This window comes from Pseudomonas sp. zfem003, assembly GCF_032621675.1.
Classification (GTDB): Bacteria; Pseudomonadota; Gammaproteobacteria; order Pseudomonadales; family Pseudomonadaceae; genus Metapseudomonas; species Metapseudomonas otitidis.
In genome coordinates this window covers 317,846-330,536 of record NZ_JAVYJG010000001.1, presented here as the reverse complement: position 1 = coordinate 330,536, position 12,691 = coordinate 317,846, and the positions used below count along the sequence as shown (strand labels likewise).

Annotated in this window: 9 protein-coding genes; 7 read left to right on the top strand and 2 right to left on the bottom strand. The window is 70.3% G+C overall.

What is annotated here, in order from left to right; translation table 11 throughout:
- Nucleotides 1-41: 41 nt before the first annotated feature.
- Nucleotides 42-485, top strand: a complete 444-nt coding sequence (locus RTK35_RS01490; protein ID WP_236213603.1) for a helix-turn-helix domain-containing protein — start codon at nt 42-44, stop codon at nt 483-485.
- Here RTK35_RS01490 and ycaC read toward each other — a convergent pair.
- Nucleotides 466-1,089: an isochorismate family cysteine hydrolase YcaC gene (ycaC, locus tag RTK35_RS01485; protein ID WP_074971261.1), complete on the bottom strand. Its 624-nt coding sequence runs from the start codon at nt 1,087-1,089 to the stop codon at nt 466-468. The genes RTK35_RS01490 and ycaC overlap by 20 nt on opposite strands.
- Before the next feature lie 431 nt (nt 1,090-1,520).
- On the opposite strand from ycaC, the gene RTK35_RS01480 reads away from it, so the two are divergent.
- The 4 genes from RTK35_RS01480 (at nt 1,521) to RTK35_RS01465 (ending at nt 8,938) form a co-directional block, all read left to right on the top strand.
- The gene (locus RTK35_RS01480; RefSeq protein WP_279812100.1) at nt 1,521-2,498 is read left to right on the top strand and encodes a response regulator; all 978 of its coding nucleotides are present in this window, start codon (nt 1,521-1,523) and stop codon (nt 2,496-2,498) included.
- Nucleotides 2,499-2,553: 55 nt separating this feature from the next.
- Entirely contained in the window at nt 2,554-2,910 is a 357-nt protein-coding gene (locus RTK35_RS01475; protein ID WP_410478623.1) for a response regulator transcription factor, read from the top strand.
- The gene (locus RTK35_RS01470) at nt 2,907-8,318 is read left to right on the top strand and encodes an AAA family ATPase (RefSeq protein WP_316907192.1); all 5,412 of its coding nucleotides are present in this window, start codon (nt 2,907-2,909) and stop codon (nt 8,316-8,318) included. Before RTK35_RS01475 ends, RTK35_RS01470 begins: the two co-directional genes overlap by 4 nt.
- Nucleotides 8,319-8,404: 86 nt before the next feature.
- Nucleotides 8,405-8,938, top strand: a complete 534-nt coding sequence (locus RTK35_RS01465) for an AraC family transcriptional regulator (protein WP_160482161.1) — start codon at nt 8,405-8,407, stop codon at nt 8,936-8,938.
- Nucleotides 8,939-8,977: 39 nt separating this feature from the next.
- Here RTK35_RS01465 and RTK35_RS01460 read toward each other — a convergent pair whose 3' ends face one another.
- Nucleotides 8,978-9,922, bottom strand: a complete 945-nt coding sequence (locus RTK35_RS01460) for a LysR family transcriptional regulator (RefSeq protein WP_074971267.1) — start codon at nt 9,920-9,922, stop codon at nt 8,978-8,980.
- Nucleotides 9,923-10,060: 138 nt separating this feature from the next.
- On the opposite strand from RTK35_RS01460, the gene RTK35_RS01455 reads away from it, so the two are divergent.
- Together RTK35_RS01455 and RTK35_RS01450 are read left to right on the top strand one after the other, a co-directional pair.
- Nucleotides 10,061-11,158, top strand: a complete 1,098-nt coding sequence (locus RTK35_RS01455; RefSeq protein WP_316907191.1) for a 4-oxalomesaconate tautomerase — start codon at nt 10,061-10,063, stop codon at nt 11,156-11,158.
- A gap of 227 nt (nt 11,159-11,385) precedes the next feature.
- Nucleotides 11,386-12,690, top strand: a complete 1,305-nt coding sequence (locus tag RTK35_RS01450; RefSeq protein WP_044404795.1) for a CitMHS family transporter — start codon at nt 11,386-11,388, stop codon at nt 12,688-12,690.
- Nucleotide 12,691: the final 1 nt, after the last annotated feature.

Here is a 12,691-nt window from a genome sequence, read left to right as displayed (position 1 = left end):
GGATGGGGCTTCGGCGTCCGCAGAAAAAGGGAGGAGGGGCCATGGAGACACAGGAGCAGGACCGCGCCCGCACGGCGATCCACTTGGCGCCCTGGCAGCTGCAACGGGCCAAGGAGCTGATCGCGGCCCACCTCGACCGTTCGCTGACGGTGGCCTGGCTGGCCCGTGAGTGCGGCCTGTCGCGTTGTCATTTCTCCCGCGCCTTCCAGGGCAGCACCGGGCTGTCGCCCCACCAGTGGCTGACCCGCGCGCGGCTGGACCGTGCCCGGCAGTTGCTGCTGGGCGAGCGCACCGTTGCCGAGGTGGCCCAGGCCTGCGGTTTCACCGACCAGGCGCACTTCGCCCGGGTGTTCGTCCGCCATGTGGGCACGCCGCCCAGCCAGTGGCGGCTGGCGCGCCTGCGGGAGCAGAGCGGGGCGCGCATGAGCCGGGGCATCGAGCACCCGGCCCCGCGCCCGTCGCGGCTTACTTGCCGATCAGAGTGAAGTAGCTGGTCATCAGGTTGCGGTAGTTGGGGATGTGCTCGGAGAGCAGGTTGCCCAGCCCTTCGATGTCGTTGCGCCAGTCACGGTGCAGTTCGCAGGCGACGCTGAACCAGTTCATCAGCTGCACGCCGGCGGCGTTCATGCGCGCCCAGGCAGCCTGCTGCACGGTCTTGTCGAAGGTGCCCGAGGCATCGGTCACCACGAACACCTCGAAGCCTTCGGCAATGGCCGACAGCGCCGGGAAGGTCACGCACACGTCGGTCACCACGCCGGCGATGATCAGTTGCTTGCGCCCGGTCTTCTTCACGGCGGCGACGAAGTCCTCGTTGTCCCAGGCGTTGATCTGGCCGGGGCGGGCGATGTAGGGCGCGTCGGGGAACTGGGCCTTCAGCTCGGGCACCAGCGGGCCGTTGGGACCCTGCTCGAAGCTGGTGGTGAGGATGGTCGGCAGGCCGAAGAACTTGGCGACGTCGCCCAGGGCCAGCACGTTGTTCTTGAAGTCGCTGGGGGTGAAGTCCTGCACCAGCGAGATCAGGCCGGACTGGTGGTCGATCAGCAGGACGACCGCATCGTCCTTGTTCAGGCGGTTGTAGGGCTTGGACATGGTGTTTCTCCTTGTGGCGGTGGCTCGCAGCGGGGCGATTGGGGCGCCGTATCACCCCCGGGTCGTCGGCGGGTGGGTACGGGCGCTGCCGCCACTATCGGTGAGCGCACAGGGCGTCGGCTTGCATCGATGTGCTCGATTGGGAAGGCGGGGGATCGACGGCGGCGGACGCGGGGAGGGCGGGTGTGCCCTGAGGCGGTTCCGGCGTTTTCCGGAAGCGAGCGGGGTGGGCTGAAAGGCCCGTTCCAGAGGGGTTGGATGGTTTGGGTGGCACGTCATTGAAGCAGGTGCGCGACACCCTGGCTTGTACATTTGTTCTTATTTCCGTATCGCGTGGTTAACGCTTGAGATGGGAATTTCTTTCATCTAGGTTGAAAAAGCTCCGCTGAAAAGCGGCCCTGTTTCCGCCTGTTCGACGACGAGTTGCCACCATGATCCGCCTGGGTGACGCCTGGATTTCGCTGGAGCGAAGAGAAGCCTTCCTGAACGGTGCCCCGGTGCGCCTGGGCAGCCGCGCCTTCGATGTGCTGGAAGCCCTGCTCGCCGCCCCCAACCGCCTGGTGACCAAGGCCGAGTTGCTGCAGGCGGCGTGGCCCGACCTGGTGGTGGAGGAGAACAACCTGCAGGTGCAGGTCTCGGCCCTGCGCAAGCACCTGGGCCTGGATGCGCGCCTGCTGGAAACGGTGCCGCGCCGGGGCTATCGCCTCAACCTGCAGGCAACCGTGGTGGCGGCCGCCGAGCCGCCTGTCCGACCGGCGCCCGCTGCGCCGCTCGGGCGCGCCGACGTGCATGTCATCGACGACGAGCCGGCCGTGCGCACGGCGCTGGTCCGCCAGTTGCGCTCGGCGGGTATCGAAGCCACGGCCTATGCCTCGGCGCCCGAGTTCCTCGCCCGCTGCCCCTGTGATCGCCCCGGCTGCCTGCTGCTGGACGTGCGCCTGCGCGAGGGCAGCGGCTTCGATCTGCAGGACGAGCTGGCCCGGCGCGGCGTGCCGTTGTCGGTGGTGTTCATGAGCGGCTTCGGCACCATCGACATGTCGGTCAAGGCCATGAAGGCCGGCGCCGAGGGCTTCCTCACCAAGCCGGTGGACGAGGCCCAGTTGCTGGCGGCGGTGGGCGAGGCCATGGGCCGGGCCTGCATCCTCCACCAGCAGCGCCATGCCCGGCAGGCGGTGCAGGCGCGCTATGCCAGCCTCACCCCACGGGAGCGCGACGTGTTCCGGTTGCTGCTGGAAGGCCGCCAGAACCGCGACATTGCCCAGCAGCTCGGCCTGCAGGACGTGACGGTGAAGATGCATAAAAAGCACGTCATGACAAAACTCGGCGCGAGCAACCTGATACACCTGCTCGTGGCGGGCCGCACGCTGGGGATGCTGCCCCAGTTCGACCCGGTCGCCGAACCGGCCTGACCCGGCATGCACGCCGCCATCCCCTGTCCTCTGCCCAGGGCTAGCCATGAAGGTCGTGTGCGTCGTCGACGACGAACCCAAGGTCCGCAAGAGCCTCGACAACCTGTTGCGCTCGGTCGGCCTGCGCGCCGTGTGCTTCGAGTCCGGCGAGGCCTTCCTCGCCTCACACTGGCCGGAGCAGGCCGATGCGCTGCTGCTCGATGTGCGCATGCCTGGCCTGAAGGGCGCTGAGGTGCAGGCGCTGCTGGTCGAGCGCGGCTGCCCGCTACCGGTCATCTGCATGTCCGCCGAGGCGGGCGCGCAGGGCGCCGAGTCGGCCCTGGCCCGTGGCGCCCATGCCTTTCTCGCCAAGCCCTTCAGTGCCGAGGCGTTGCTGGCCGCGCTGGCCGGCCTGCCCGGGTGGGCTGTGTGAGCCCGCCGCCGCTGCTGCATGACCTGCCCGACGCCCTGGCCGCCTGTTTCGACGAGCACTGGCTGGCCCGTGTCGATTGGCAGCCCTTGGACCGCAACGGCGAGCTGAGCCGCTGGCGGGTGCGCGACAGCCGTACCGGCCGCCAGTGGCTGGTGGTGCGTGCAGGCCCCCAGGCCGCCCATTGGGAGCTGGCCGGGCTGGATCACGAATACGCACTCGGTTCGCGCCTGGACCCGGCCTGGGCGTTGCTGCCGGTGGCGCGCCTGGGTGGCGCCGACGGCACCCTGCTGGTGCTGGACGACGACGCTGGCATGCCGCTCTCCCTCACCTGCCGCGAGCCCCTGGCAGTGGAGCCCTTCCTGCGCCTTGCCCTGGCCGCCGCCCAGGCGCTGGGCAAGGTCCATCGCAGCGGCCTGGCGCACCGCAACCTGTGCCCGGACAACCTGTTCCTGATGCCCGACGGGCGCATCCGCCTCACCGGCTTCGGCCAGGCTGGCGCCCTGGAAAACGCCGCTCCCGGGAGCCCGGCCCTCAACGACCGGCAACTGGCCTACCTGCCGCCGGAGCGCGACGGCACGCCCGAGGCCGACCTCTATGCCCTGGGAGTGTGCTTCTTCCAGTGGCTCACCGGGCGCTACCCCTTCGTCGCGGGCGACCCGCTGGAGTGGCAGCACCGCCATGCGGCCGTCGCCGCGCCCGCACCTTCGCAGCTGCGGCCCGGCGTGCCCGCCGCAGTGGATGCGCTGCTGGCCGCCATGCTGGCCAAGCAGGCCGACGCCCGGCCGCGCCAGGCGGCCCAGGTGGAAAGCGAGCTGCGCCGTTGCCTGGAGGCCTGGCGCGAAGGCGCCGCGCTGCACCGGACGGCAGGCGGTGCAGCGTTGCTGGTGGCCCGTGAGGCCGAACTGGCGACCCTGGCCGCCGTCCGCGAACGCCTGCGCAAAGGGCAGGGCGGGGCCGTGCTGGTGGCGGGCGAGGCCGGCATCGGCAAGACCTCGCTGATGCGCCGCTTCCGCCGCGAGGAGGATGACGCCAGCGTGCTGTTCGCCAGCGCCAAATGCGAACTGTCCCGCCGCCGCGCGCCCTACGAGGCCCTGGCCGGGCTGTTCGGCGGCCTGTGCGAGCGCCTGCTGGCCGAAACACCGGCCCAGGCCCAGCGCTGGCGCGAACACCTGCAGGGCGTGGTGGGCACCCATGCCCAGCGGGTGGTGCGCCTCATTCCGCCGCTGGCGCCCTTGCTGGGCGATGGCCGTTTGCCTGCCGAGGCATTGCCGCCCAGCGAAGCGCGACGCTACCTGCACGGTGTGCTGCAACGGCTGCTGGGCGCCCTGGCCCGGCGGGAGCATCCCTTGCTGCTGTTCGTCGACGACCTGCAGTGGATCGACGAGGAGAGCCGCGACTTCCTCTGCGAGCTGGCCCCTTCGGCCTTCGACCACTGCCTGCTGGTGCTCGCCTACCGGCCTGCCGAATGCCGGGCGGGCAGCCTTGCCGCGCCGTTGCTGGCCGCGTGCGAGGGGCTTGGCGAGCGCTGTGTGCGCATCGACCTGGCGCCCCTGGGCGCGCGGGGCATCGGCGACCTGCTGGGCGCCGGCCTGAGCCTGCAGCCCGAGGCCCATGCCCGCCTGGCCGGGCACCTGGAGCAGCAGGGGCACGGCAACCCGCTGTACCTCACCCAGTTCGCCGCCCTGCTGCGCGAGGCCGGCGATACGCCACTGATGGCCGACGGCCCGGTGGTGGACGTGGCCAGCCTGCTGGAGGTGCGCCTGCGGCGCCTGCCGGAGAACACCCGGGAATTGCTGGGAGCGCTGGCCCTGCTGGGCAACCGCACGCCGCTGGACGAACTGGCCCAGGCCAGCGGCCTGCCCGCCGATACCGTGGCCCATCACCTGCACCCCGCGCGGGAGGCCGGCCTGCTGGAGGAGCAGGCGGAGGGCCTGGCCTTCGCCCACGACGCCTTGCTGGAGTCGGTGCGCGGGCAACTGCCGGCGCAGCACCAGGCCGGCATGCACGCCGGCTTCGCCCGCCAGTTGCTGGCCGGGCTGGCCACGCAGGCCCCCGCTGCGGCGGTGTTCCGGGTGGCCGCCCAGGTGCTGCGGGTGACCCCGGCCACGCTGGATGCCGAGGACCGGCGCCGCTTCGTCGACCTGCTGCTGCGTGCCGCCTGCCTGGCCGCCGACGCCGTCGCCCCCGGCCCGCTGCTGGACTACCTGCACCAGGCCGAGGCCCTGCTGCAGGGGCTGGACGACCCGGCCCGTGCCCGCGAGGTGGAGCTGTTGCACGTCCACGGGCTCATTCTCGGTGCTGACTACCTGGCGGCCGATACCCGCCTGCAAGCACGGCTGGCCGACACGGCGGATGCCCTGGAGCGCATCGCCCTGCAGCGCCTGCGGGTGGAGATCCACTGCCTGCGGGGTGACTACCCCGGTGCCCTTGCGTGTGTCGCCGCCGCCCTGGACGAGCGTGACGTGGTGTTCCCCTGTGCGCCCACGCCGGAGCAGGCCGCCGAAGCCTGGCAGGCCCTGCTGGCCGAACTGGACGGCCGTCCGCCGGCGTGCTTCGCCGAGCTGCCCGAGGCGCAGGATGCCGAGGCACTGGCGGTGATGGAGCTGTTGGCCGCGCTGGTGGTGCCCGGGTCGTTCATCCAGCCGAACCTGATGCTGCTGGCCACCGCGTGTATCGCCCGCATGGCCCTGCAGCACGGGCTCAGCACAGCGGCCGTGCAGGCCCTGGCGTGGCTCGGCGTGGCAGCGGCCGAGCGCTTCGAATGCCATGCCGAAGGCTTTGCCTTCAGTGCCGTGGCGCGGCGACTGGCGGAGCAGCCGGCCTACGCCGCCAGCCGTGTCTCGGCCCTGGTGGCGCTGGACCAGGTGAGCGTCTGGACCCAGTCGCTGCCCTTCGCCCTGGAATGCGCCGAGCAGGCCTACCGCGCCAGCCTGGCCCAGGGCTCGCCCAGCTTCGCCTGCTACGCCAACAACCACATCGTCTCGGACCTGCTGGTGCTGGGCGCCCCCATCGAACGCATGCTGGGGCAGATCGACAGCGGCCTGGAGCTGGCACGCAACCTGGAGTTCCTCGACGCGCAGACCATCCTCCACGCCCAGGCCCGCTACATCCGCCGGCTGGCCGGGGAGGGCGGCGGCCACCTGCCGATCCCGGACGTGGAGATCCTGCGCCAGCGGGTGGCCTGGAGCCACATGGGCCCGCTGCGCTTCTGGTGGAGCCTGTTCGAAGGCCTGCTGGCCTTCCTCGAAGGGCAGCTGGAAGAGGCGGCCGTGCACCTGGACGCCGCCTGGGCGCTGACCTGGTCCGCGCCGGTGCACATCCACCAGATCGACCTGGCGATGTTCAGCGTGCTCAACCGCGCGGCCCTGCAGACCGCCACCGGCCGGCCGCAGGACTATGCCGAGCCGCTGCGCCGCCTGCGCCTGTGGGCGGGGCTGAACCCGCGCTACTTCGCCGACCGCCTGGCCCTGGCCGAGGCCGAGGTGGCCCGCGCCGAAGGCGACCCGGTGCGGGCGCTGCGCCTCTACGAGCGCGCCATCGCCTGTGCCGAAGCCTGTGGTGCCATCCACCTGAAGGGCCTGAGCCACGAGCTGGCGGCCCGCTGCCACGAAGCGCTGGAGCTGCCCGGCACCGCCCGTGAGCACCTGCGCCAGGCCCATGCCGCCTGGCGGCGCTGGGGCGCCCACACCCTGGCGGTGCAACTGGAGCAGGCACACCCCTTCCTCTGCGAGGGCAGCAGCGTGGGTGATGGGCCCCGACCGGTCGCCGAGCAGTTGGACCGGCTGTCCATCACCCGGGCTTGCCAGGCGCTGTCCCGCGAGATCGAGCCCGCGGCGCTGATCGAGACGCTGCTGGCCAACGCCGCGATGCACGCCGGTGCCGGTTACGTCGCGCTGCTGCTCCACGAGGGTGGGAACTTGCACGTGGAAGCCTGCGGCCAGGCCGACCACGACGGGGTGACGGTGCGCCTGCAGCCCGAGGCGGAGGCCGCCCGGCTGGCGCCCCTGGGCCTGGTGCGCGAGGCCCTGGAACGGCGCGAACCGGTGCTGGTGGAAGGTCCCTACGCCCTGCGCTGCTACACCGGCGACCCCTACCTGGGGCAGCTGGAGAACGGCACCGTGCTGTGCCTGCCGCTGCTCAAGCAGCGCGAGGTGGTGGGCGCGCTGTACCTGGAGAACCGCCTCACCACCGGCGCCATCGACCCGGCCCGCATCGACCTGCTGGCGTTGCTGGCGGCCCAGGCAGCGATTTCCCTCAGCCATGCCCGGCTCTATGGCGACCTGCTGGCGGAGAACCGCCGGCGCCGCGACAGCGAGAGCACCCTGCGGCGCACCCAGGCGCTGCTGGCCCTGGGGCAGGAGGTGAGCCGCTACGGCACCTTCGTCTGGCGGGTGGGGCGGGAGCCGTCGTTCTGGTCCGCCGCGCTGGTGGCCGAACTGCGCCTGGAGGCCCCGGCCGACGGCGCCTACCTCAGCCAGCCCGGCGCCCTGGTGCATGCCGACGACCGTGCGCGCTTCGGCCAGGCCCTGGAAACCGCCCTGGCCGAGCGGCAGGGTGCGCGCCTGGAGTTCCGCAGCGTCTCCATGGACGGTTCGCCGCGCTACCTGGAGCTGGTGCTGGAGCCCGCCGAACACGAGACCTTCATCGGCGTGGTCTCCGATGTGACCGAGCGGCGTCGCACCGAGGCCGAGCTGCGCGCGGCGCGCAGCGAGCTGGACCGCACCTCCCAGGCCACCATCCTCGGCGAGCTGGCAGCCTCCATCTCCCACGAGATCAACCAGCCCCTGGCCGCCATTCTTTCCAATGCCGGCGCCAGCATCCGCTGGCTGGAGCGCGACTCGCCCTCGGTGGAGGAGGCCCTGGAGGGCCTGCGCGACATCCTCGCCGAATGCCGTCGCGCTGCCGATATCGTCCGTGCCACCCGCGCCCTGGCCCGCCAGGCACCGAGCCAGCGGCGACCCCTGGCGTTGGGCAAGGTGATCCGCCAGGTGCTGGCGATCACCCGCGCCGAGCTGGACGACAAGCACGTGGACGTCAGCCTGCGCCTGGCCAGCGGCGTCACCGTCGAGGGGGACGCCATCCAGCTGCAGCAGGTGATGCGCAACCTGATCCAGAACGCCGTGGAGGCCATGCAGTGCCAGCCGCCCAGCACCCGTCGGCTGGTGCTGGAGAGCCAGGTTCTCGGGAGCGAGGTGCTGGTGCTGGTGGAAGACAGCGGTCCGGGTGTGGCAGAGGAAGCCCAGGGGCGCATCTTCCAGGCCTTCTTCAGCACCAAGGCCAGCGGCATGGGCATGGGGCTGGCCATCTGCGAGTCGATCCTCTGCGCCCATGGTGGTCGGCTCGGCGCGACCCGTGGCCGGCGCGGCGAGAGCCTGTTCTTCTTCACCCTGCCGCTGGCGGCCGGGTGAGGGCGGTTTAAGGGTTTTTCAGGTTCGCCAAAGGACGCCCCGGCTGCTGCCGGGCGAGGCTCTGCCCATCCCCAAGGAGAGCCGCCATGACCGCACTGACGCTCGTCGCCGACACCCCCCTGGATGCCGAGACCTACCGCCTGACCCAACGCCTGCAGTCCGCCCTGGAGGGCGCGCCCCAAGGCGATGGCTCGGTGCTTTCGTCCCTCAGCCGGCAACTCTGCGACCACCTGCTGGCGCGCTACCGGGGCGCCGAGCGCACCTCTGGTGAACGGGCCGCGCTGTCGCCCTGGCAGGAGAAGCGGGCCAAGGAGATCCTCGCCCGCAGCCTGCACAGCCGCCTGCTGATCGCCGACGTGGCGCAGCAGTGCGCCATGTCCCGCAGCCACTTCTCCCGCGCGTTCAAGAAGACCACCGGCCTCTCGCCCCAGGAATGGACCCTGGACCTGCGCGTGCGCACCGCGAAGCAGCTGCTGGCCGAGGACCGCCTGTCCATCGCCCAGGTCAGCCTGGAATGCGGCTTCGCCGACCAGGCCCATTTCAGCCGCACCTTCAGCCGCCTGGTGGGCATGACGCCCAAGCACTGGCGCCAGCTCAATCGCGAGCAGGCCCGCGCCTGACTGCCTTCAGGGATATGGCCCTGAGGATAGGGTGGCGGTTCACGTCCGTTGCCGCCGGCCCTTGCGGGGTTCGGGTTGCGGTGGCTCCCCGGTCTCGCGCCAGCGCCTGAGCAGCATTTCGATGAACAGCTCGGCGGTGCTGGAAAGCGGCTCGCCGTCGCGGCGGACCAGGCCGATGGTGCGTTCGATATGCGGGGGTGGCAGGTCCCGTGAGCAGAGGTTCTCGTGCTCGGCGTCGGGCATCGCCATGCGCGGCAGGATGGCCACGCCGAGGCCGCTCTCCACCAGGCCCAGGGAGGTGGACAGGTGCTGCACCTCGTAGAAGCCGTTGAGGCGGATGCCGTGGCCGGAGAGGGCGCTGTCCAGCAGCATGCGGTTGCCGCTGTCGCGGCTGACGGTGATCAGCCGGACGTTCTGCAGGTCCGGCCAGCCCACTTCCGGTAGCGCGGCCAGCGGGTGGTCGCTGCGCATGGCGAGGACGAACGGGTCCCGCAGCAGCGGGGTGAAGCTCACGTCCGGGTGCTGGGCGCTGATCATGTTGATGCCGAAATCGGCGTCGCCGCTCACCACCCGTTCCAGCCCTTCGTTGGCACTGACGTCGAGGATGCGGATGCGGATGCCCGGATAGGCCTCGTTGAACACGCGGATGACACTGGGCAGGAAGTAGAACGCTGCGGTGGGAATGCAGGCGATGGTGACGGTGCCCTTCTGGTGGGTCTTCAGCTCGCGGATGCCCTGCAGCGATGACTCGTAGTCTTCCAGCATGCGCCGCGCGCGGGGCAGGTAGTCCTTGCCCACCTCGGTCAGCCAGGTGCGCCGTGTGGTGCGCTCCAGCAGCTTGGCGCCGAGGGTTTCCTCCAGCTTCTGCAAACGGCGGGAGAGGGCGGGCTGGGACAGGTGCAGGGCCTGGGCGGCTTCCTGGAAGGACTGCGATTCGGCCACCCGGACGAAGGCGGCGAGGTCAAGGAACTCTATTCGATGCATGAAAGGTCAGTCCGTTTGCTGGTTTGTGCATTAATCCGATTTGGTTATTTATCGTGGTCGATATTTGCATTTGAAGCATTAAAACGGCGCTGACAAGCTCTGTCCATCGTTGAAACGGTCATGGGTTAGACCAAGATGATGAACAGCATCCCCTGCATGATCATGCGCGGCGGCACCTCCCGCGGCCCCTTCATCCACATGAACGACCTGCCCGAATCCGTCGAGGCGCGGACCGAGGTCCTGCTCGACCTGATGGGCTCCGGCCACCCGCTCCAGGTGGACGGTATCGGCGGCGGCAACTCGCTCACCAGCAAGGTGGCCATCGTCGGCCGCTCCTCCCGGCAGGACGCTGACGTGGACTACCTGTTCGCCCAGGTGGACGTCATCGAGCGCCGGGTCGACTACACCCCCAACTGCGGCAACATGCTTTCTGCCGTCGGCCCCTTCGCCATCGAGACCGGCCTGGTGGCGCCGACCTACGGCGAGACGCGGGTGCGGGTGTTCAACCTCAACACCCAGCGCATCATCGAGTGCGTCGTACCGACGCCCCGTGGCCGGGTGGAGTACGAGGGCGAAACCTGCATCAGCGGCGTGCCGGGCCGCGCCGCGGGGATCCGCCTGAGCTTCCTCGACGTGGCCGGTGCCAAGACCGGTGCGCTGCTGCCCACCGGCCAGGCCCTGGAGTGGATCGACGGGGTGGAGGTCAGCTGCATCGACGCCGCCACGGCAACGGTGCTGATCCGCGCCGCTGACCTGGGGGTGGACGGCCATGCCGACCCCGCCGTGCTGGATGCAGACGGGGCGCTGCTCGCGCGGCTGGAACGCATCCGCCTCGAAGCCGGGCGGCGCATGGGCATGGGCGACGTGAGCGGCTCGGTCCTGCCCAAGCCCATCCTCCTGAGCCCCGCTCGCCACGGCGACGCCGCCCTCTGCGCCCGCTACTTCGTGCCCCAGCGCTGCCACAAGGCGCTGGCGGTGACGGGGGCCATCGCCCTGGGCGCGGCGGTCAACGTACCGGGCAGCCTCGCCCAGCGCCTGGCCCTGGACAGCGGCCGCACCGAGGCGGGGCGGACGCTGGAGGCGGTGCGCATCGAGCACCCCTCCGGCCACCTCGACCTGCAGGTCGAGCTGCGCGGCGGCAATCCCCTGGACATCGCCCGCGTCTCACTGATCCGGACGGCCCGCAAGATCATGGACGGGCGCCTGTTCTACCGCCTTCCCGAGGCCCTGCACTGACCGCCGGGCCTCACCTCCCATCCCCGACATAACAAACACAAGACGGGTAACCGACATGCATGCCACAGCCTTCGCACACCCCTTCCGATCCAGCCGGCCACTGCGGCCGTACCCCGACGCGACAGCCTGACGGGCCCTTGCCCGCTCCCTCGATCAGCGGCTTCATGGCGGGCGGTTCGCGCCGCCCGCCCGAGGCAGGAACCTAATAACTACAAGAGTCCAACGCCATGCTTTCTCTGCTCGGTTTGTCCATGGTGGTCGTGTTCACCTACCTGATCATGACCAAACGCCTTTCCCCGGTCGTGGCCCTGACCCTGGTCCCCATTGCCTTCGCGCTCGCCGGCGGCTTCGCCCCCGAACTCGGCAAGATGATGCTCGACGGTCTGAAGACGGTCGCCCCTTCGGCCGCGCTGCTGCTCTTCGCCATCCTGTTCTTCGGCATCATGATCGACGCCGGGCTGTTCGACCCGCTGATCCGCCGCATCCTCCAGACGGTCAACGGCAACCCGGTGAAGATCGCCATCGGCACCGCGCTGCTCTCGCTCATGGTCGCCCTGGACGGCGACGGCACCACCACCTACATGATCACCGTCGCCGCCATGCTGCCGCTGTACCGGCGCATCGGCATGAACCCGCTGGTCCTGGCCTGCATCGCCATGCTCTCGCTCAGCATCATGAGCGGCATGAGCCCCTGGGGCGGCCCCGCCACCCGCGCCATCGCGGTGCTCGGGCTGGATGCCAGCGCGTACTTCATTCCCATGCTGCCGACCATGGTCGGCGGGGCGCTGTGGGTGGTGTTCACCGCCTGGGTACTGGGGCGCCGCGAGCTGAAGCGCATCGGCAGCGTGCACCTGAAGACCGGCGGCGACGATTGCTACATCAAGGCCATCCTGGCGGACAGCCCGCACAAGCGGCCGCGCCGCATCCTGCTGAACCTGCTGCTGGTGATCGGGGTGATGACCGCCCTGGTCATGGGGCTGATGAACGCGGCGGTGCTGTTCATGCTCGGCTTCGTGGTGGCGCTGATGGTCAACTACCCGCGCCTCGAAGAGCAGAAGGAGCGCATCCTCGCCCACTCGGGCAATGCGATGACCGTGGTGCTGCTGGTGTTCGCCGCCGGTGTGTTCGCCGGGATCTTCTCCGGCACCCAGATGGTCGATGCCCTGGCCAACTCCCTGGTGCAGATGATCCCTGCCAGCTGGGGCCGGATCTTCCCGCTGGTGGTCGCCATCACCAGCATGCCGCTGACCTTCGTCCTCTCCAACGACGCCTACTACTTCGGCATGGTGCCCATCCTGGCCCAGGCGGCCTCGGCCTACGGCATCGATCCGGTGGAGATCGCCCGCGCCTCGGTGCTGGGCCAGCCGGTGCACCTGATGAGCCCCCTGGTCGCCTCCACGCTGCTGCTGATCGGCATGGTCGACCGGGACATTGGCGACTTCCAGCGCTTCACCCTGAAGTGGGCGGTGCTGACCTCGCTGGTCATCACCGCACTGGCCCTGCTCAGCGGCGCCATCAGCCTGGTCGCCTGAG